The organism is Emticicia aquatica, assembly GCF_923079645.1.
GTDB lineage: Bacteria > Bacteroidota > Bacteroidia > Cytophagales > Spirosomataceae > Emticicia > Emticicia aquatica.
Genome location: NZ_CAKLPY010000002.1, coordinates 1,447,885 through 1,469,798 on the forward strand (window position 1 = coordinate 1,447,885; position 21,914 = coordinate 1,469,798).

Annotated in this window: 18 protein-coding genes; 12 read left to right on the top strand and 6 right to left on the bottom strand. The window is 36.0% G+C overall.

The features are described 5' to 3' along the window. The first annotated feature begins 29 nt into the window (after positions 1 to 29). Positions 30 to 2,129 carry a penicillin-binding transpeptidase domain-containing protein gene (locus MJQ71_RS15755; RefSeq protein ID WP_238807590.1) on the top strand — a complete coding sequence of 700 codons (2,100 nt, stop codon included), beginning with the start codon at positions 30 to 32 and terminating at the stop codon, positions 2,127 to 2,129. A gap of 7 nt (positions 2,130 to 2,136) precedes the next feature. Continuing rightward, positions 2,137 to 3,435 carry an MptA/MptB family glycosyltransferase gene (locus MJQ71_RS15760; RefSeq protein WP_238807591.1) on the top strand — a complete coding sequence of 433 codons (1,299 nt, stop codon included), beginning with the start codon at positions 2,137 to 2,139 and terminating at the stop codon, positions 3,433 to 3,435. Positions 3,436 to 3,444: 9 nt separating this feature from the next. Here the strand turns inward: MJQ71_RS15760 and MJQ71_RS15765 are convergent, their stop codons facing one another. Beyond that, positions 3,445 to 4,422: a YpdA family putative bacillithiol disulfide reductase gene (locus tag MJQ71_RS15765; protein ID WP_238807592.1), complete on the bottom strand. Its 978-nt coding sequence runs from the start codon at positions 4,420 to 4,422 to the stop codon at positions 3,445 to 3,447. Positions 4,423 to 4,637: 215 nt separating this feature from the next. Between MJQ71_RS15765 and MJQ71_RS15770 the strand changes: the two genes are divergently transcribed. The 6 genes from MJQ71_RS15770 (at position 4,638) to MJQ71_RS15795 (ending at position 9,219) form a co-directional block, all read left to right on the top strand. Further along, the gene (locus MJQ71_RS15770; protein ID WP_238807593.1) at positions 4,638 to 5,681 is read left to right on the top strand and encodes a hypothetical protein; all 1,044 of its coding nucleotides are present in this window, start codon (positions 4,638 to 4,640) and stop codon (positions 5,679 to 5,681) included. A gap of 75 nt (positions 5,682 to 5,756) precedes the next feature. Then, positions 5,757 to 7,091, top strand: a complete 1,335-nt coding sequence (gene rseP / locus MJQ71_RS15775) for an RIP metalloprotease RseP (RefSeq protein ID WP_238807595.1) — start codon at positions 5,757 to 5,759, stop codon at positions 7,089 to 7,091. Then, complete coding sequence (locus MJQ71_RS15780; protein WP_238807598.1) at positions 7,088 to 7,627, top strand: DUF6702 family protein; 540 nt, start codon at positions 7,088 to 7,090, stop codon at positions 7,625 to 7,627. Before rseP ends, MJQ71_RS15780 begins: the two co-directional genes overlap by 4 nt. Positions 7,628 to 7,743: 116 nt before the next feature. Next, positions 7,744 to 8,214 (top strand): MarR family winged helix-turn-helix transcriptional regulator, encoded by a 471-nt coding sequence (locus MJQ71_RS15785; protein ID WP_238807600.1) that lies wholly within the window; start codon positions 7,744 to 7,746, stop codon positions 8,212 to 8,214. Positions 8,215 to 8,279: 65 nt separating this feature from the next. Next, positions 8,280 to 8,741, top strand: coding sequence for a hypothetical protein (locus MJQ71_RS15790; RefSeq protein ID WP_238807602.1), 462 nt, complete (start codon positions 8,280 to 8,282; stop codon positions 8,739 to 8,741). A gap of 49 nt (positions 8,742 to 8,790) precedes the next feature. Then, positions 8,791 to 9,219: a hypothetical protein gene (locus MJQ71_RS15795; protein ID WP_238807604.1), complete on the top strand. Its 429-nt coding sequence runs from the start codon at positions 8,791 to 8,793 to the stop codon at positions 9,217 to 9,219. A 60-nt stretch (positions 9,220 to 9,279) separates the two neighbouring features. Here MJQ71_RS15795 and MJQ71_RS15800 read toward each other — a convergent pair whose 3' ends face one another. Next, positions 9,280 to 10,983: a S41 family peptidase gene (locus MJQ71_RS15800; RefSeq protein WP_238807606.1), complete on the bottom strand. Its 1,704-nt coding sequence runs from the start codon at positions 10,981 to 10,983 to the stop codon at positions 9,280 to 9,282. Positions 10,984 to 11,061: 78 nt separating this feature from the next. Here MJQ71_RS15800 and MJQ71_RS15805 point away from each other — a divergent pair, with 78 nt between their 5' ends. The 4 genes from MJQ71_RS15805 (at position 11,062) to ahcY (ending at position 15,411) form a co-directional block, all read left to right on the top strand. Next, the gene (locus MJQ71_RS15805) at positions 11,062 to 12,186 is read left to right on the top strand and encodes a Gfo/Idh/MocA family protein (protein WP_238807608.1); all 1,125 of its coding nucleotides are present in this window, start codon (positions 11,062 to 11,064) and stop codon (positions 12,184 to 12,186) included. A 126-nt stretch (positions 12,187 to 12,312) separates the two neighbouring features. Next, a complete protein-coding gene (locus tag MJQ71_RS15810; RefSeq protein ID WP_238807610.1) occupies positions 12,313 to 13,143 on the top strand; it encodes a DUF2911 domain-containing protein in 831 nt (276 codons plus the stop codon). Between the two features lie 146 nt (positions 13,144 to 13,289). Next, positions 13,290 to 13,949, top strand: a complete 660-nt coding sequence (locus MJQ71_RS15815) for a hypothetical protein (RefSeq protein WP_238807612.1) — start codon at positions 13,290 to 13,292, stop codon at positions 13,947 to 13,949. Positions 13,950 to 14,094: 145 nt separating this feature from the next. Beyond that, on the top strand, positions 14,095 to 15,411 hold the full coding sequence (ahcY, locus tag MJQ71_RS15820) for an adenosylhomocysteinase (protein WP_238807614.1): 1,317 nt from the start codon (positions 14,095 to 14,097) through the stop codon (positions 15,409 to 15,411). 80 nt (positions 15,412 to 15,491) lie between these two features. Here ahcY and MJQ71_RS15825 read toward each other — a convergent pair whose 3' ends face one another. From MJQ71_RS15825 to leuB, 4 genes are all read right to left on the bottom strand, one after another. Beyond that, positions 15,492 to 16,349, bottom strand: coding sequence for a class I SAM-dependent methyltransferase (locus MJQ71_RS15825; protein ID WP_238807615.1), 858 nt, complete (start codon positions 16,347 to 16,349; stop codon positions 15,492 to 15,494). A 175-nt stretch (positions 16,350 to 16,524) separates the two neighbouring features. Beyond that, positions 16,525 to 20,010 carry an amidohydrolase family protein gene (locus MJQ71_RS15830; protein WP_238807616.1) on the bottom strand — a complete coding sequence of 1,162 codons (3,486 nt, stop codon included), beginning with the start codon at positions 20,008 to 20,010 and terminating at the stop codon, positions 16,525 to 16,527. 132 nt (positions 20,011 to 20,142) lie between these two features. After that, on the bottom strand, positions 20,143 to 20,718 hold the full coding sequence (locus MJQ71_RS15835) for an OmpH/Skp family outer membrane protein (RefSeq protein WP_238807617.1): 576 nt from the start codon (positions 20,716 to 20,718) through the stop codon (positions 20,143 to 20,145). A gap of 98 nt (positions 20,719 to 20,816) precedes the next feature. Then, positions 20,817 to 21,887 carry a 3-isopropylmalate dehydrogenase gene (leuB, locus tag MJQ71_RS15840; protein ID WP_238807618.1) on the bottom strand — a complete coding sequence of 357 codons (1,071 nt, stop codon included), beginning with the start codon at positions 21,885 to 21,887 and terminating at the stop codon, positions 20,817 to 20,819. Positions 21,888 to 21,914 lie beyond the last annotated feature (27 nt).

The window sequence follows — 21,914 nt, forward strand, 5'->3', positions numbered from 1 at the left end:
TTCATCTGTATGGATAAAACATAAAAATCATGTCCCCAAAACGCTCTATACGTGAAGAAATCCAGTGGCGAGCCAAAGTTACTTTTGGAATAGTATTTTTGATTGGCTCGTTGGTTGCTGCACAAATATTTGTTGTTCAGGTTTTTCAAAAGAAAAAATGGATAGGAAAAGTGGAGAAAGTGCAGCGTAAACCAATGAAAATTAAGGCTCAACGAGGGAATATTTTTGCTACTGACGGTCGGAGTTTACTTGCAACATCAGTGCCACGTTACCGAGTTGGAATTGATGTAACTCGTGCAAAACCACTGTATTTCAAAGAAAAAATCGACTCATTGAGTATGTTATTAGCTAATTTTTTTCAAGACCGTACGGACAAAGAATATAAAGAGCTGATTACGAATGCACGAAATGAAAAGAAACTCATATTTGTATCGCTTGGCAATCATTTGGTTGATTACCAAGAACGTCAAATTATCAAGAAATTTCCATTTTTTAGAGAAGGATCAATGAAAGGCGGCGGGAAATTTGAACAATTGGAACGTAGAGTAATGCCTTTTGATGATATGGCTTTGCGTTCGATTGGAAAACTTGACCGTGACACGCAAACACGTGGAGATTTTGGTATTGAATTTAGTTTTAATAATTATTTGGCAGGTCGTGATGGCGTTGGCTTTTTTCAACGTTTAGCTGGTGGGGTTTGGAAACCAATTGAAGATACGCCCGAAGTTCGTCCAGAAGCAGGTTTGGATGTTGTTACGACGATTGATGTGAATTTTCAGGACATCGTTGAAAGTGCGTTACGCAACCAAGTGGTAAGTGCTAATGCCAAATACGGTTCGGCAATCGTGATGGAAGTAGCTACGGGCGAAATCAAAGCAATGACCAATCTTTCTCGCAGAAGTGACTCAACTCGAACCTTTTATTTAGAAGATTTTAATTATGCAGTACGAGGTGGAACTGACCCAGGTTCGACTTTCAAACTAGCAACAATGGTGGCTTTGATGGAAAAATCAAAACTAAACTTGGATGATAATGCAGGTTTTTGTGGCGGAAGTATCATGCATAATAGTACCGAAATGACTTGTTCGGAAAGCCATGGAAATCAAACCGTTCGACAAGTTTTTGAGCATTCTTGTAATATCGGTATCTATAATTTGGTCAAAAATAACTTTGGATTTGGCAACGCTGATAATTTTGTTTCGTACTTAACTCGATTCAAACTTGACCAACCCGTTGGCTTTCAGTTGAAAGGTGAAACCGAACCAATTATTAAAAATCGTAAAAGTTCAACTTTTAGTAACACCACTATTCCGTGGATGTCGATTGGTTATGAAACCCGTTTGACTCCATTACAAATGCTTACTTTTTATAATGCCATTGCCAATAATGGCAATTGGGTTCAGCCTTTTATTGTCAAAGAAGTAAGGGAAGCCGACAAAGTTATAGAGAAGTTTGAGGGAAATAAAGACCCGAATCCGATTTGTTCGGAACGCACAGCAAGACTTGCCCACGAAATGATGAAAGGTGTTGTAGAACATGGAACTGCAATGAATATAAACACAGGTTTTTGTAAAGTTGCAGGAAAGACAGGAACATCAAGAAAGCGTGAAAATGGCTATGTGAAAAATCAATATTATACGGCATTTATTGGATTTTTTCCAGCCGATAATCCAAAATATAGTTGTGCAGTGATTATTGATGAACCACAAGGAGAAAATTTATATGCTCGTGATGTAGCTGCACCAGTTTTCAGAACCATTGCTGACAAAATCTTTGCGTATGATGTTGCCTTGCATCCTGCCAAAAATAAGCCTTCAAATATTCAAAAGATTGAAAATCAAGAGCAAACGGGTTATGCCGAAGATTTTCGAACTGTAGGAGAGGAGTTAGGTTTGCAAAATGTTCCGAGTAGTGCGGGGTGGGTAAAAGCAACCAAAACAGGAAATTCGGTTGCTTGGAGAAAAATAGAAGATGAAAACAAAGATTTGCCAAATATTTCAGGAATGACGCTGCGAGATGCCATGCATATTCTTGAAAATAAGGGTTTTCGGGTACGCTATTCGGGTTTAGGAAAAGTGACAGAATTTGCGATTGTCCAGCCAAAAGTTGTAGCTTTGGTTTTGAAATAAACAAATCGTGATAAAGAAAATAAGCCTTATAACTCTTTTCTCTTGCCTTTTGATTTGGCTTGGGTACTTTACGCCTCGTCAATTTTTCTGGCAGTTATTTGGCTTATATTCTGCACTTTTTGTTGTATATTTTTTCTTGATAAAAACGGTAAAAAATGCTCGTGAAATAATCTTTACGGGCATTTTTTATCGTTTACTTTTATTGTTTGCTATTCCTGCTTTATCTGACGATTTTTATCGCTTTGTTTGGGATGGTCGATTGCTTCTCAATGGACTCAATCCATATACGATTCTTCCTGTTGATTTTATTCAATCAGTTGATTTTCAGCAAATTATTGGAGATAAAAATATTTTTGATAAGCTCAATTCACCACATTATTATACAGTTTATCCACCGCTAAATCAATTAATTTTTGCTGCATCGGCAAGTTTATCAAGAGGTAGTTTACTAGGAAATATACTTGGGTTAAGGATATTTATTCTTTTGGCTGAAACTGGAATTCTTTATTTTAGTTATAGGCTTTTAAAAAAATCGAAGAGATTTTCGGATGATAAGAACCTTAGTTTGTATGCTTTCAACCCATTGATTATCATTGAATTAACGGGTAATTTGCATTTTGAGGGGGTTGTGATGTGTTTTTTAGTGGGAGCTCTGTATGTAGGAGTTCAAAACCCAAAAAGCCTTTTTTTTAGTTCCTTCTTTTTCGCTTGTGCGGTTTGTGTAAAAATGCTTCCTTTAATATTTATTCCTTTGATTATCAATGTTTTGGGTTTTAAAAAGGGAGTAATTTATACTGTTTTTGTGGGGCTATTCACGCTACTATTTTTTATGCCATTTCTTGACCAAACACTCATAGAAAAACTATTTTCGAGCGTTAATCTATACTTTCAAAAATTTGAATTTAATGCCAGCATCTATTACTTATTTCGAGAAATTGGATTCAAAATCTACGGATACAATATCATTGGCTTTTTAGGAAAATCCTTAGCTTTTTTGACTTTTTCAGGCATACTTTTCCTTTCATGGAAAATAGAAAACCTGTTTTTAGGAGCTTTAGTGATACTTACTTTGTATTTTTCAATGGCAACCACAGTTCACCCATGGTATGCAAGCAGCTTGATTGTGATTGCCATTTTTACGAAATTTCGTTATCCAATAATTTGGTCGTATTCAGTTTTTTTGAGTTACGCAACTTATCAAACCAAGCTTTATCAAGAAAACCTTTGGTTGGTGGCTTTAGAATATTTAATGTTTTTTGGAATGATGTTTTATGAATTAAAAACTTCTTTTACGAAACAAAAATAAAATATTCTATCATTCAACATTGGCCATTATCTTCTGAATAATTCTTTCAGCATGTACTCTCGAATTTTCGATAAACAAACTGTGCGTGTTCATTCCACCACAAATTACGCCTGCTAGATAAATATTTTTCAGATTCGTTTCCATACTATTTTCATCGTATTGTGGCTTCATAATTTCATCTTCTGACAGTTTAATCCCAATTTTTCTCAGAAAATCAAGATTTGGTTGATAGCCAGTCATCGAAATAACCCAATCATTTTCAAGTGTTACCAAACCTTCTGGTGTTTTTACAATTACTTCATTATCAGTTATTTCTGCAATTTCTGATTTGAAAAAAGCTTTAATTGAACCTTCTTTAATACGATTTTCGATGTCAGGTTTTGCCCAATATTTTACTCTTTCGCCAATTTCTTCGCCTCTAATAACCATTGTTACATCAGCACCTTTTCGCCAAGTTTCGAGAGCCGCATCAACTGCCGAATTATTTGCACCAACCACCAAAACTTTTTGGAAAGCATAAAAATGCGGGTCTTTGTAATAATGCGTTACTTTAGACAAATCTTCGCCTTTTACGCCTAATTTTTGCGGAATATCATAAAATCCCGAGGCAATAACTACGTGCGTAGCCTCATAAGCCCGTTTTTTTGTAACAATTTCATACGTTTTGTTTGTAGTTGATTTAACTGACAAAACGGCTTCAAAGAGCTTGATATTTAGCTTTTTATGAATAGCTACTCGACGATAATATTCTAATGCTTCGTTGCGAGTTGGTTTGGCATTATTTGATACGAAAGGAATATCTCCGATTTCTAATCGCTCGGAAGTACTAAAAAATGTCATATTAGCAGGATAATTGTAAAGCGAATTGACCAAACAACCTTTCTCTAAAATCAAATAACTTAAATTTGCTTTTTGAGCTTCAAGTCCACAAGCAAGCCCGATTGGGCCGCCGCCAATGATAATTACGTCGTATTTTATAGCATTCATAAAACAAAAAATATGAGACAAATTGATAAGATTTAAGATTTGCAGGATTGGATATTGATTTCTCGAATCTCATATCTCGCACCTTATATCTTAATTGGATTAACAAAGTTTTTGCTAAAATTCGTTCTTTTCGTTGAAAGTATGTTAATTTTGAAGGTATTTTCGTTAGTAAATAAATACAAGTAGTCAGGATTTTAAATCAATACTTAATTTCTATGAAGTTTTTTGTTGTCTTGTTGCTGAGTTTTGTTGCTCAATTAGCTGCCGCACAAGATATAAATTATATAAAAACATACCATCCTAGCATCAATAAAGCCGAATTGCTGGTGGTTAATACAAATTATAAAGAAGCTCTCGAAAACTATGAAAAAGCTTTTGCAGCAGTACCTCGTGGTTTTATGAAAGATTATTTCAATGCGGCGGTTTGTGCAACTTATTTGGGAGATGCAACGAATACCTACAAATATTTGCTCGAAGTTGCTTCAAAAGGGATAAGTCTTGATTTTATTAAAGATGAAACGGCATTTATTGGAATTCAACAAGACCCAAACTGGCGTACATTTGAGCTAGAATATTTGGCAAAAAAAAGAGAGTTTGACCAAAAAATCAATAAAGGACTGAAAGATAAATTGGCAAAAATAGTTGAGCGTGACCAGTGGTTTAGGATGCGAGATGCTCAGGCTTTTGCCGACACAATTGTGAAAATTGACCGACAAAACGCAACAGAATTAGATTATATTATTGACCGTTATGGCTTTCCGAATGAAGAGACGATTGGTTGTGGTGAAGGAGGAATGCCTATTATTCAGTATCCTTTCTACACAGTTATTCGCCGACAAACACCCGAAAACCAAACGATTAATTTTTCTAATTACTTAATGGTGGCTGCTCGTAATGGAAAAATTTCACCACATTCAGCTACATACATTATGGCAACAATCAACGGAAATGATGCATTTTTTGCTCGTCATGTGTTCAAAATTTTGACAGATGAATTGTTGGCTATGCAGGATAAACCATTTGCTTCGAAGCTAAATAAGTGGGTTTTTCGACAAATTGATAAGGTTGATGAACAAAGAATCAATGAATTGCGTTTGCAAAATGGGATGGAGAGTTTGGCCGATTATCGCAAAAAAATTCTTTTTTCTCTAAACGATAACCGATTTTTATTTCCATATCGTTCATACGTTGGTATTTGGTCGGTGAATGACGCAAATATCGCTGCTGATTATTTGGAAGGAACAGTAGTTTTAGAATAAACAATTAATATAATTTTGTAAACAGATTTGACCAAACGTTAAATCTTAATAATTAAAATAAATAAACGTCAACTAATGGCAATTTTAACAATGATTGGTCAGCTTTTGCTGGCATTGACTATTTTAGTCGGATTACACGAATTTGGACACTTTATTTTTGCTCGTATTTTCGGTATTAGGGTTAATAAATTTTATATTTTTTTCGATTTTCTTTTTCCATTGCCCAATGTCTTAAATTTTGCCTTGTGGAAAAAGAAAAGTGGTGATACCGAATATGGTTTGGGTTGGTTTCCGTTGGGTGGCTACGTAGATATTGCTGGAATGATTGACGAAACCAAAGATGCCTCGCAGCTTTCTTCTACTCCTGAGCCTTACGAATTTCGCTCGAAGCCAGCTTGGCAACGACTTTTTGTAATGCTAGGTGGCATTATAGTAAACGTGATTCTTGGTATTTTGATTTTTTGGGGAGTGAAATTCTATTGGGGCGAAGAATATTATTCTAAAGCCGAAGTAAATAAGTTAGGATATTATGCACATCCACTTGCTCAAGAAATTGGTCTAAAAACAGGCGACAAAATTATCAAAGTAAACAACGAAGATTACGAAAGTTCGGGTGATGTTCGTGCTGCTTTGATGAAAGAAAATACCAATTTTACGATAGATAGAAATGGTGAACAAAAAGAAATACCAATTCCAAATGATTTGATTGATAAAGTGGCAAGTAAAGTGCCTTTCATGGAACCAGTTTTTCCATTTAAAGTTGGAGAAATTGCGAAAGGAATGCCAGCCGAAACCGCAGGTTTAAAAGCAGGCGACCGAATCGTGAAAATTGATAGTACTCCAATTGCATGTTTTCAAGAATTTCAGGCAGCAATAAAGAAACAAGCAGGTAAAAAAGTTGAACTTTTGGTTGAACGAGGAAATAAAACCTTGAAACTTTCGCCAACTGTAACCGAAGAAGGAACAATTGGTTTTACATCCGAATTTACCTTGACTTCAAGCAAACGTACTTTGTCTTTGGGCGAATCGTTTATCACAGGAGCGAAAGATGCATTATCGGTTATTCCGAATCAAATTCAAGGTTTTGGTCGTATTTTTAAAGGTCATATTTCAGCAGGAAACGCCGTAAGTGGGCCTGTTGGATTGGCTCAAATGTACGGTAAATTTTGGGATTGGGAAAGATTTTGGGGTTTAACTGGCTTATTATCAATGGGTTTAGCATTTATGAATGCTCTACCTATTCCTGCATTAGACGGCGGTCATGTGTTGGTTTTATTGTATGAAATGATAACTCGTCGTAAACCATCAGAAAAATTCATGGAACGCACCCAACAAGTAGGAACATTCATCTTGTTAACATTAATGGTGCTAGTTCTTTTCAATGATACATTTAAGGCACTATTCAAATGATTAAACGTTTAGTAATATATTTATCATTAATCTTAGTTATTACTGTATTTCAAGCTTCAACCTTTCCGACTAAACCTTCGGAAAGGTTGTTACATTTACACGCTTTTCATACATCATTGACCGAAATTCAGTTCAACGCTAAAGAAAAATCGTTAGAAATAAGTATCCGAATGTTTACCGATGACTTGGAAACAGCTTTAACGAAAGCGAATAATGGACAAAAAATAATGATTGGCGGTAAAAATGATAACAGCGATGCGATTTTGAATAAATATATTCAGCAACATTTTGCTATTATTACTCCACAAAAACAAAAGAAAACCTTAACAGTTTTAGGCAAAGAATTAGAAGGAGATGCTACTTGGGTATATGTAGAAATGCCTAATAATCAAGATTTTAAAGGTCATATTCTGTATAATAATTTGATGCAAGAGTTGTTTGACGACCAAACAAATTTGGTTAATTTCATGTATTTAAGTAATAAAAAAACCTTCCTTTTTAATGCGAAAACCAAATCTGCCGAGATTGATTTCTAATTCTTTGTACACAGGTTTTCTTAAAAAAGAAACAAATCGAAAATTTTTATTAAACAGTATGCCTGCATACTGTTTTTTTGTTACTTTTGCGTAGAGTCGAAAGTAAAATATATCAAATGAAGAAGGAAAAAACGGTTGATTTTTATATAAAATGGGCGTGGCATGCCATCTCTCGTATGTATAATGCGTATGCAAATCCGAATGAAATGACGATGGCAATCGGCTATGTTTTGCTTAATATTGATTCTGAAAAAGGAACACCAGCTACTAAAATAGGTCCTTCGATTGGAATGGAACCAAGAAGCTTGACCAGAATGCTTAAAACTTTAGAAGAAAAAGGCTGGATATATCGAGAAATTGATGCTGATGATAAACGTTTTGTAAGAGTATTTTTGACTGAAGAAGGTAGAAAAAAGAGAAGTTTCTCACGAGAAGGTGTAATTGTTTTTAATAAAATGATTCAAGAACAAATTCCTGCGGAGAAATTGGCTGTTTTCTTTGAAGTAATAAAAGAAATAAATAGATTGGTTGACGAGCAGAATAGCAAAGCTCGTGAAGCAGGCGTTTTACCTGACGAAATTATTTAAGAAATCTTCAAACACGATAAAAATCTATTTTCATGTATTCATAGGGCAAGAAAATCCACTAAAATATGCTAAAAAAATCACTTCTGGTTGTCGTATTTGTCTTTAGTGCCGAATTATCGCAAGCTCAAGCATTTACATACTATCCTTTTAATTCTATTTTTTCGATTGCTACGAATCCAAATAAACCAGTTTGGGCAGACTTTAGATTTCAAATGAATTCTTACTTTTCGTCTTTAAGCACCGAAGTTTCCCCGATGTTCAATCTCAATAAAAACGAACGAGCTAAGTTTTACGTTGGAGCTGGTCTTAAAGTAAATTTTCTAAATTTTCTAAATACAGATGCTACCAAACAATCGCCATTAGAAGGGTATTTTTTAAATGCGGGCGTAAGAGCTTCTCCGATTATTAAGTTGCCAAGGTTTCAAGTTGTTTTTGAGCTTTCACCTTACTCCAATAAAAATTTTGACTTGGGTGTTTTTCGAGCAAATTTAGGTTTAGGCTATGTTTTAGGCAAAAAAAAGCAATAATTATTATTTTATTGTCGTTTTGGGTTTACATAAACCGACAACAATTAAAATGAAAACTTTTGCTACTTTTACAATTACCCTTGTGAGTTTCTTTGCATTTTCTCAACAAAGAAAAACTTTTATTCCTCGCCCAGCGATTTCTTTCTTTTTCAATGAAAAATGTGCTGATACGCAAAAAACTCTTACGAAATCCGATTCTCTGCTAGAAGTAAAAGCTATTTTACAAGGAGAAATGAAGAAAAAAATGCCCAATATGAGTTTTTTGATTACTGAAGTGGAGGTTGCACTTATTCGGAATGACAAAAAAATTGCAGGATTGGTTTTTCCAGATGGAAAAGGAAGTCTTTCACCTCTCGGTATGCTGATTTCTTCAGGTGATAAATGTCAGCTAACTGTCAAAGGAATTAAGTTTCTTAATAACGGTATTTATACTGATATTGGAACTGGTGATGTGGTTAAAAGCTATATTTTTGAATGAATTTTTAATAAAAAAAGCGTTTTGGTAATAGTCCAAAACGCTTTTTTTCTGCAAATGTTTTTATAGTTTCTTATCTTTTTCTAGTTTTTCGGCTTTAGAAAATTGTTTTATAGCCGTTGTAACGATTGGATCTTGTCCGTACATGATTTGATAAAACTCATTATTTAGTCCATTTTTCATGTTTCTTTGCCAAATATGTCTAGCAATGTTGGCTTTAATCTGAAGTTTTATAAATTCTTTTGAACGAAGATATTCATCGTTATTAAACTTTATTTCTGAGGTGTTTGCCATTCCTTTAACCGTTTCGAGCATTGATTCAGTAATATTGAATGATTTCAGAAAAACTGTAAATGACTGTTTTTCGAGGGTTTTTCGGTTAGTATTTGCGTAGTTTAGAGCAAATTCTCGTAAAATATTTTTACCGTATAACTCAAGCAAATATTTAGTAATATGACTCGTATCTCTTGGTACGAAAATATCTGGAGTAACGCCACCGCCGCCATAAACTACTCGACCGCCTTTGGTTTTAAAACGCATTTTTGGATTATTCTTGATGCTATCAGCGATGAAAAACTCACCTGATTTTCCTCTTTCGTCGAGTTCGTGTTCGTAATTTTCTAAATGTCCTTTTTCATAAGGTTTTTGAATACTTCGTCCACTTGGGATATAATACCTAGAAATGGTGAGACGTAACTCCGAACCATCGGAAAGTTGAATAGGTTGTTGAACTAAGCCTTTTCCGAATGTACGACGACCCACGATTAAAGCCCTATCGTAATCTTGCAAAGCTCCCGAAACGATTTCTGAAGCCGAGGCACTTCCTTCGTCAACGAGTACAACGATTGCTCCTTTTTCAAACATTCCGTCATTACCAGCAAACGTTTTTCGGTTGTTGCGAGTGTCTTTTCCGTCGGTGTAAACAATCACATCTTTTCCTCCAACGAGTTCGTCCACAATATCAGTTGCTCTATCCATATATCCTCCAGGATTTCCTCTGAGGTCGAGCAATAATTGTTTCATTCCTTCTTTTTGAAGAATGGCCATGTGTTGTTTAAATTCTTCGTATGTAGTTTCTGTAAAACGATTAATTTTGATGTAAGCAGTTTTTTTATCTTCCATCAGATAGGCTGCATCAATCGAATATTGAGGAATTTTGTCTCTAAGAACGGAGAATGTTAATAAGCCTTTAAAGCCTCGACGTTTTACTTCGAGCTTTACTTCTGTTCCTCGTTTTCCTCGAAGATTGGCAAAAATATTAGTGCTATTTGCGTCTTTACCTGTTAATTTATTATTATTTGCTTTAATAATAGCATCGCCACTTTGGATTCCGACGGCTTCTGAAGGCCCGCCTGATAAAGGTGTCACAACATAGAGCGTATCATTAAAAACATTAAACTCAATGCCAATACCATCGAAACCGCTTTCGAGTTGGGAACGAGCAATATCGGCTTCTTGAGGAGGAAAATAATAGGTGTGTGGGTCGAGTTTTTCGAGCATTTTAGTAATCGAATAATCAACCAACGAATCAGTATTGACGCTGTCAACATAACTTCGGCTGATATACGTTAGGATTTCCTTGTATTTTGTTGAACTACGAGAAATATCTCCTCCCACACGACGACCACCAAAAAAAGTTGCTCCAATCAATATTCCAACTACGAGTGTAGTACCAACAATAATGGGTGTGCGGATAGTTGAGTGACTATTTTGTATTTTGTTATCTTCCACTTTTATGCTTTTGATTTTATAAATTAGTTCGTACATTTAGAAACAGTTTCTAATGCTAATAAATTACATGAAACTGCATAAAATTTCTATTTTCAACCCCAATTTACTAAAGAAATGTCTGAAAATCAATCTCGACGCTCGTTCCTACAAAATCTAGGTGTCGGACTTGGGACAACAACCGCTGCTTTTGCAGTTCCTTCATTAGTTGCCGTTCCGGAACCTCCATTCAAAAAAGATGAAAAAAAGCTTGGAGTTGCCCTTGTAGGCTTAGGTAGTTATGCCAAAAATCAATTGGCTGTTGCCTTAGAAAATGCCAAAAATTGTTATTTAGCTGCAATCGTAACAGGTACGCCTGCCAAAGCCGAGGAATGGTCTAAAAAATATAACCTTCCTAAAGAAAGTGTTTACAATTACCAAAACTTTGACGAAATAGCTAAAAACAAAGCTGTAGATATCATTTATGTGGTTTTGCCCAATTCATTGCACCCCGAATTTGTAATTCGAGCAGCCAAAGCTGGTAAACACGTAATGTGTGAAAAACCAATGGCCAATTCGGTAGCCGAATGTGAAGCAATGATAAAAGCGTGCAAAGACGCAGGCGTGCAGTTGGGTGTTGGATATAGACTTCATTTTGAGCCTTTTACTCAGGAAGTTATGCGAATTGGACAGAAAAAAGAAAAAGGGGCAGTTCGATTTGTACAAACAAATTTTGGGTTTACAATTGGAGACCCAACACAATGGCGTTTAAAAAAAGCAATGGCTGGTGGAGGCCCATTGATGGATGTAGGTATCTATTGCGTACAAGCGTCTCGTTATGTTACGGGTGAAGAACCACTTTGGGTAACGGCTCAGTTTGGCCCAATTACCGATAAAGAACGTTTCAAAGATGTTGAAGAATCGGTTTCGTGGCAAATGCAGTTTCCTGGTGGAGCAATGGTTAATGGGTTTTCGTCGTATAAATCTAATATTGAACAATTGTATGTTTCGACGAATGATGGTTGGTTACAGTTGAGTCCAGCATACAGTTATGGTCCTTTGAAAGGCAAAACAAATGACGGTGACATGAAAATGCCAATTGTACATCATCAAACGGTGATGATGGAAGCCATTTGTAAAGAGTTTTTAGAAACTGGAAAATTTCCGAGCCATATTGGCGGAGAAGAAGGAAAACGAGATATGAAGATTTTGATGGCCATTTATGAAGCCGCCGAAACAGGAAAAAAAATTAGTTTGGTGTAATTTCCTAGACATGAGGCAAAAGATTTTGATTCGACTATTCTATTCTCATTTGTCTAGTTTATCAAAGCAAACCATTTCCCAATTTTCAGCGTTATCATTTTTTTAACAAAATCTCATAAAACACAAATGAAAAAAATCGTTTTACTATTCTCTCTTTTTGTATCAATGGGAGCAATGGCACAAGGTATCAAAATGCCTGCTCCGAGCCCAACTCAAATCATTAAGCAAGATTTTGCTCTTTCATCAATCGAAATCAATTACTCTCGTCCATTAGCAAAAGGTCGTAAAATCTTTGGTGATTTAGTGCCTTTCGGTAAAATGTGGAGAACAGGTGCAAATGGTGCGACAAAAGTTACTTTTGGTGAAGATGTAAAAGTTGGCGGAGTTGCTATAAAAGCAGGTTCGTATGCTATTTACTCTATTCCTAATGCTGACGAATGGGAAATTATCATTAATAAAGGTGTCAATAACGGTGGATTGAGTGGCTATAAAACCGAAGAAGATGTAGCTCGTTTTAAAGTGAAAACATTTACGCTACCTTTTGCGATCGAATCTTTCACGATGATGATTGGCGATGTATTGCCTGCATCGGCAAATATTCAAATTTTGTGGGAAAATACAGCAGTTAGCATTCCTGTTGAAGCAGATATTGATAGCAAAATAATGAAGTCAATTGATGCTGCGATGAATGTTGATAATCGTCCGTATTTTGCGGCAGCGAGTTATTATTTTGAAGTAGGAAAAGAATTGCCAAAAGCATTAGAATGGGTAAATAAAGCCATTGATGCTCAACCAAGTGCTTATTGGATGGTGCATTTGAAAGCAAAAATACAAGCTAAATTGGGCGATAAAGCTGGTGCAAAAGCAACTGCTTTGAAAGGAATCGAATTAGCAAAAGCAGGTAATAATGATGATTATGTTGCATTGAACGAAAAATTAATAGCAACGTTAAAATAATTATTTTAAAACAGCTTTGAAAGGCTTTCTTCATGCGAAGAAAGCCTTTTTTATTTTGGGAAAACAATGTTTAAAATCATAGAGTAGTTGGCAAAATTTTTCTAATTTTATCTAAAATATTCATAAACCTATAAAAATAGATAAACATGAAAACTGTATCTTGTTTCGTATTTTTGTTCATTGCTTCGATAAGTACGTTTGGCCAAATCGCTAATGATAATTCAATGAGTGTTATGCTTGATGGCAAAGAATTTAAGACGCAACCTCGTCAAATTAAGATGGGGAGTTATGCCTATTTTACAGGAAATGCTACAAAGCCTGATAAAATGTTGAGAATCTGGCTCGGCGATTATTATGGTCGTTCGGCAGTTGAATCAGGTACATACTTGATTGTTAATGCAGACCATCCTGACACAAAAGAAAACATAAAAAAAGCACAAGATTTGGGTAAATATAAAGGCATTGCGGCCATCAAATATGTTGAAGAAACCAAAGAGCCTCGTATGGAATACCATGTTGGCGAATCACAAAATAATGATGAAACCTTAGAGGTAAAAGCTGGAACAGATGGATTTATTGAGGTAACTTTCAATGCAACATTAACTGGTTCTTACTGGAAAGAAAAGGCATCAGCAACAGTTTTGGGCGGTTTGGGCAGAATTAAAGATAAAATAGAAAGCAAAGTAATTACGTCGGCAACAGGTTTTGATTCGGACATTGACCCCGAAGGTAATGGCTATAAAAAACAAGACAAAAAAGATACAATTGTGCTTAAAGACGGAAAAATGAAATTAAAGAAAAACTAAAAAAACTTTAATTCAGAAGTTTCCACTAAATAAAAATTATCCAAAAAAAGTTGATTCAGCAAATAAATTATCCTAATTTTGTTCAATATTTAGAAAAAGCAACTAAATAAAGAATTTTAAAAGGATAATTTAACTTATATCAATAATGTCAACAGCAACAAAAACTTACATTCCTTACAAGGTAAAAGACATCACGCTTGCCGATTGGGGTCGCAAAGAAATAAAATTAGCAGAAGCCGAAATGCCAGGTTTGATGGCAATTCGTGCAGAATATGGCCCGTCAAAACCATTGGCAGGAGCAAGAGTAGCTGGTTGTTTACACATGACAATCCAAACAGCGGTTTTGATTGAAACCCTTGTAGAATTAGGTGCAGAAGTAACTTGGTCATCTTGTAATATATTCTCAACACAAGACCACGCTGCTGCTGCTATTGCTGCCGCTGGTATTCAGGTTTACGCTTGGAAAGGTCAAACGGCCGAAGAATTTGATTGGTGTATCGAACAAACATTATTTTTTGGTGAAGAACAAAAACCATTAAATATGATTTTGGATGATGGTGGCGACTTAACAAACATGGTTTTTGATGTATATCCAGACCTAATTGCTGGTATCAAAGGTTTGTCGGAAGAAACTACAACTGGAGTTCACCGTTTGTATGAGCGTATGAAAAATGGTACTTTATTTTTGCCAGCTATCAACGTAAACGACTCGGTTACAAAATCGAAATTTGATAATAAATATGGTTGTAAAGAATCATTAGTTGATGCTATTCGTCGTGCAACTGATATCATGATGGCAGGAAAAGTTGCTGCTGTTGCAGGTTATGGTGATGTAGGTAAAGGCTCGGCAGAATCGCTTCGTGGAGCTGGTTGCCGTGTTCTAGTTACTGAAATCGACCCAATCTGTGCTTTGCAAGCTGCAATGGATGGCTACGAAGTAGTAACAATGAATGAAGCTGTAACTCGTGCGAATATCTTCGTAACGGCTACTGGTAATGTAAATATCATCCGTGACCGTCACTTCAAAGCGATGCGTGATAAAGCGATTGTTTGTAATATTGGTCACTTCGATAATGAAATAGACATGGCTTGGTTGAATCAAAACTATGGCCACACAAAATCTACTATCAAACCACAAGTTGATATGTATGAAGTTGATGGGAAAGAAATTATCATCTTGGCAGAAGGACGTTTGGTTAACTTAGGTTGTGCAATGGGGCATCCATCATTCGTGATGTCATGTTCGTTCTCAAATCAAACATTAGCTCAATTAGAATTATGGAACAACCCAGGCAAATATGAGAAAAGAGTTTACGTTCTTCCTAAGCAATTAGATGAGAAAGTAGCAGCTTTCCATTTGGCTCACGTTGGAGCAAAATTAGATTCGTTAGACCCTGAGCAAGCTGCTTATATCGGCGTATCGGTAGAAGGTCCATTCAAATCAGAAATGTATCGTTACTAAGATTTCTTAGTTTTTCTATACAAATCAGCCCATTTATTGAGAAATAGATGGGCTGATTTTATTTTTCATAGATATTTTGGCTACTTAAAGTTATAAACTATTTTTTTTATAACTTTAAACAAAATTGCCTTGAATAAGCCATAGATATTTTGATAATCGTGATTAAATCGAAAATACTTTGGTATTTTTTGTAAGTCATACGTATCAACCTTTACATTTTTCCATATCAAGTTAAACCCTTTTGACAATACAATTGTCCCATCAAATAATTGAAATACACGAGGAGCTTCACCTTCTGTATCCCACAAAATAGAAGGACTATTGTTTTCTATACCAAATAAAGAGAAGTATTCTTTTTTTACAAATATGGCATTACAAAGTGTAGTCCCGATTAACTCATAGCCTTTAGAAATTCCTAAAATATTTAATGACAAAAGGCTCGACCCATGACTAACATCAATATTGCGTTCTTGAACAAATGCTATGTCGCTCGGAATAGTTGGATTAAATTCTATGATTACAACCTTTGGCATAAATATTTTAAGTGAATCCCAAATATGATAGTCGTTGCCATCAATATCAATAGATAATATATCAAAATCAATAGGTATTGGCGTACTTTGTAGAATGTTATCGAGTGAATTTTTTCCAGTAAAATTTACAAAACGGTTAAACAAATAAGTTTTTTCGTTTCCTTTATATGTTTGTTGTAGTTGGCGATACTTATTGCTATTTCCCTCAATCATAACTCCATTCCAACCCAGATTTGAGATTAAATTGTAACAATTGCTCAAATATTTGCCATCCCAAGCCCCAAACTCAACGCACCAATTGTTTGTATTGGGTAATATTTCCAAAATTCGTTCAATAATACCATCTTCGCCGTTTTGTGAAACAACGTTTTTTGCATATTGACTCAAAATATTGGATTTTTTCATAATTAATGGCTTCTACTAATCGAACATTATGTAGTTTTTGAGTGTAAATGAAAACAAACATTCAGATAACTGCTTGTGTAACAGTAAAAAAACTCCCAAATTTTTGAGTTTTAACCTTTTTTTCTTCAAAGTTAATCATTCAAAAATTTGGGATGTCTATCAACTGCAATTTTTATCAATCTTTCAAACCTGTATTAAGGGCTGGTTTTTCAAAGCTCCATTCGCTGCGTTCGAGTTTTCTTTGAGCAGGATAAACTTCATCAAGGGTATTGGCGTCGTAAATTCGACCGTTTTTAATAACCATTTTGACCGAGTTAGAATTACGAATATTTTCTAAAGGGTTTTTGTCCAAAATCAATAAATCAGCGAGTTTTCCGTTTTCAATACTGCCCAAATCTTTGTCAAGTCCGAGTGCGGTTGCTCCCAAAATTGTAGCAGTTCGGAGGGCATCATGATTTTTCATGCCACCACTTTGCATTGACCATAGTTCCCAATGATAGCCCAAACCTTGAAATTCGCCATGACTACCAATTCCTGCTAACGCACCATTTTCAACCATATATTTCATTGATTGTGCATGTTTCTGAAAAACATGTTCTTCAGGCATAAACCAACCCGTAACCCGACGAGTCTTTTCGGCTAACTCCTCATAAGGCATGAAGTTTTGCATTTTTTTGTCATGGTAAGGATTTTCAGTTTCAAAGTAAAAAATCTCTGCAAAAGGCCCACCATAAGCTACCAAAAGGGTAGGAGTAACACACATTCTTGAGAAAGAAATAGCCTTCACCACATCATTATAGAGTGGATAAACTGGAATAGCGTGTTCATGTCCTGGGTAGCCATCAAGCATATTAGTCATGTTTAGCTTATAATTCAATCCCCCTTCGGTTGTTGGCATTAATTGTTGTCCTTTGGCAGCTTTAATAATCCACTGGCGAATTTGGCGATTACCAGTCAGATACATTTTAATATATTTGGTATTGTAATATTTGCTGTACTGACGCAACGCATTGATTGCTTGCGTAGAATCTTTGATATTATACGACCAATAACCAACACCTGGGCCAGTCGAGTAAACCCTTGGACCAACCATTTTGCCTGATTCTACCATGTCAGCATACGTAAGCACGTCGGTTGTGGCAGTTTGTGGGTCACGCGTAGTTGTTACGCCATAAGCGAGATTAGCGGCATAAACCCAGGCCTGATTTTTTTGAATGCCCCATTGTGGCCACATGTGAGCGTGTGTATCAACAAAGCCAGGGATAACTGTTTTTCCTTTTGTATCAATTACTTTTGCTCCCGCAGAACTTTTAAGTGTTCCACTTTTTCCATAGCTTTTGATGCGATTATTTTCTATTAAAATATCACCATTTTCTATGATTTCATCGCCTTTCATAGAGATAATTCTTGCTCCTTTCAACAAAATATTACCAGTTGGAGCATCTTTTGCGTAGAAAACTTTTATCTCAACTTCTTGAATTTTGTATTTAGGGTCTTCTTTCTTTGGAGCTGCTTTTTTACTTACATTGAGGCTATCTGTTTTAGCTTTAACAGTATCAGTTTTTGCTTTATTGAGCGAGTCGGTTTTTTGTTTTTCTTGCAGTTTTTTAGCAGTTTTCAAGCTATCGTCGAATGTTTTTGATTTTTCTAAATCATACACAAAGTGAAAACGACCCAAAGACCAATGTACTTTTTGGGCATTGCTTGACCAAGAAGGAAACTCTCCGCCTAATTCGGTTAATTTTTTTGCAGGAAATTGCGAAGCTGAAGGCTCAGAAACAGAAATATTAACAGTTTTGCCAGTTTTTGGAATATTCACCACATAAATTTCATTATTGATTTGTGCCAAAGCCTTTTCTCCATCTGGCGACATCAATGTTTGGGAAGCTGGCGACGGTTTATTGACTTCCATTGCTTCGGCTGTTTTCTCCGAAACCATGCAATTATGAACAAAATCTTCACCCTCAATACTCATACCGTACGTAGTAATTCCCGTAATTTTAGCATGAATTTTCTCATCAGTTCCATCCCATTTGATAGATTGAATTGCACCTTCGTTTCCACTTAAATAGATGCGGTCTTCATTTTTTACAAAGTGTGGGTTACTGCGGTCGCGGGCTTTGTCAATTATTGTAATATTACCACCGTTGGCATCAATCCAGCAAATTTCGTCTTCGGCGTTGTTGGCAACTGGCCCAATAGATTCACGATAAGTTTGTAATTTACTACGAATAAATACGATTCTGTCACCTTTTAGTGTCCAAGCGGGTTGACTGTAAAGAGCAGGACTAGATGTTAGTTTTTGTAAATTAGCTGCACCATTTACATTGACTTTATAGAGATTTCCACCTTCAGGAGTCCAAGTTGTAAAAACTAATTGACTGCCATTTGGCGACCAAGCAAGGTGAGCTTCTGTAAAATCGTGGTTAGTAATACGTTGTGGAGTACCATTCGGGAAATCCATTAAATAAACTCGGTTGAGAGCTGTAAAAGCCAATTTACTGCCATCAGGCGAAGGAACTGCATCTCGAATTTGGGTAACAAGTGCATGAGTTGTATCAGAAATTGGGTATTTGAATTCGAGTTGAGGCCCCATTTCGAGTTCCATATTTACATCAAAAGGGATTTGAGTTGGATTGCCACCATTAATTGCAATTTTATAGATTTTTCCACCATAAGAAGCAATAACAGACTGATTATCAGGCGTAAAAGCCATTGAAGGCAAAACCCCCATGGTTGCAATTGATTCTTGTTCGTCTCTTTGTACGGGGTAAGCCAACCACTTTTCATCGCCCGATTGGAGATTTCTCAGTACCAAACCTGTTTTTTCCTCAAAACGAGAGCCGTACACAAGCCATTTTCCATCACCCGAAAGCGTTGGTGTGAATCCAGAGCCATATCTTGATGTAATGGTTGTACGTTTGGCATTTTCTCGGTCATAAATGCCTATTTGATATTGAGGCATCATGGCATTATAGTTCCATGGCCCTGTTCTTTGTGAAAAATAAATATAACGGCCATCGTGACTTACAGCAGGGTCAATGGTTTTGAGGCGTTCGGGTTGGTCGATGAGTTGTACGCCTCCACCGCCATCTTTATGAACCATCCAAAGCTGCACATTCATACGGCCTTTCGAGAAAACGATATAATTTCCGTCTGGCGTCCAGTCGGCTGAAGCGTAGTTTTGGTCACGGTCTTTGGTTACTTGAACAGTGTCTTTTTTATCAAAATCAATGTACCAAATGTTATCCGAACCACTTCTGTCGGAAATAAACAATAGTTTTTTGCCGTCAGGGCTGTATCTTGGATGCGTGTCGAATGCCAATCCTTTTGTTATTGTTGTCGCTTTTCCGCCACCAAAAGGAATGGTATAAATATCACCAATTATATCAAAAGCAATGGTTTTTGCATCGGGGCTTACATCCAACGATAACCATGTACCTTCTGAGGTATTGAGTTTAAATTTTCGTGTAGCTTTCAGCGGTAAATCTTTGTAACTCACATATCGTGTTGTATCTTTTTTTAGAGAATCACTCGGAAAGTGCTTATAAGGCATATTCTTCCCTCCTGAAGCTCCTGCGACTAATACCAAAGAAAGTAGCCCGATGATACTTGCCGTGACGAACGAAGTTTTAAAGTAATCAGTAAAAAGTCTTTTCATTGATGAATGTAGGTTTATGGTTTGTTTTCAAAGATAAGTAAAACATTTGAAATTTATATTTGTTGGGAATGGGACATAAAAAAATCCTCGAATGTACCGTTGCAGACGAGGATTTTCTTGATAAATCGGTTATTATTTTTTTGGAGGAATAGTTCCCAATTTTATTAACACAGCTTCCGAAATATCATCTTTTCCTTCATCAGCCGAGTAAAGCATGACAGTATTTGATTCATTATTTGCGGCATCTACATTTCTTCTGAAGATAATTTTGTAACCTTTTTCTGCAGCTACGGCTTTAATTGCAACACCTATTTTTTCACGAATAGCATTAAACTTTTCTTGAATCATTTTTTGTAACTCTTGTTGAGCGTTTGCTTGAAACTCTTCCGCATCCTTTTTTAGGTTTTGAACGAGTTTTAATTTGGCATTTAATGAATCAGTTGTGAGTCCCACAATATTTTTCATCATAGCCTGATAATTTGCATATTGTTCTTGGTAAGTTCGGGCTTTCTGCTCTAGTTTTGTATCAATACTTACTTTTTTTGAAGCAACTTCTGCTTGTAAACTCTTGATTTCGTTAAGGTTTTGCAGAATATAATCCTCATAAACGTAGCCGATTTTCTGTGTAGGAGCAACTGCTTTTTTTGCCTGTGAAAAACCTAATTGGCTGATTAATAATAAAATAGTAATAAAAATATTTTTTTTCATCGGGTTAGTTTTGGTGATTTTTTTCAAAAATACATATTATTTTTTCAAAACAAAAAAGGCGAGTAAAACCCGCCTTTTTTGTTGAACCACAAATTTATTTAGATTCTTGATAAGATTTGTTCGCCCATTGCATCTGTTCCTAAAATCATATCTTTTGGCGTAGAAGCATCCGCAATATCTCCTGTGCGGAAACCTGCTTTCAAAGTAGCGTCAACAGCCGCAATAATTGCTTCAGATTCAGCTTTTAATCCAAATGAAATATCGAGCATCAAAGCAGCCGATAAAATTGAAGCCAATGGATTGGCAACACCTTTTCCAGTAATATCGTGAGCTGAACCATGAATTGGCTCGTAAACGCCTGTGCTGTCTCCGATTGAAGCCGAAGCGAGCATTCCCATTGAACCAGCAATTTGTGATGCTTCGTCTGTCAAAATATCTCCGAAAAGATTTCCAGTTACAACAACATCAAATTTACGTGGGTCTTTAATCAAAAGCATGGCTGCCGCATCAACGAACTGGTGTGAAAGTTCAACTTCTGGATAATCTTTGGCTACTTCAAGAACCACTTCACGCCACAAACGGCTACTTTCGAGTACGTTTGCTTTATCGACTGACATCAATTTTTTACCACGAGTCATGGCTGCGTCAAATGCTTTTCTTGCAATACGCTCAACTTCATATTTGCTATAAATCATTGTATCATAAGCAGTGTTTCCGCCGTCGATACGCTCACGTTTTCCGAAATAAACATCACCAGTTAATTCACGGAAAAATAAAATATCAGCTCCTCTTAATAACTCAGGTTTGATGCTTGATGCTTCTAATAATTCATCAAAAAGTTTGATTGGACGAAGGTTTGCGTATAAGCCTAATTCTTTACGCATTTTCAATAAACCTTGCTCTGGACGAACTTTTGCCGAAGGGTCGTTATCGTATTTCGGATGACCAACCGCACCGAATAAAACAGCATCAGAAGCTTTCATTTTTACAAGAGTTTCTTCTGGAAGTGGGTCGCCAGTTGCTTCGATGGCAGCATGACCGATTAATGCTTCATCATAAGTAAATTCATGACCGAATTTTGCAGCGATTTTCTCTACTACTTTTTTACCTACGGCAGTTACTTCCTGCCCGATTCCGTCACCTGGGACGATTAAGATATGTTTTTTCATGTTTTATTTGAATCACAGAGTCACAAA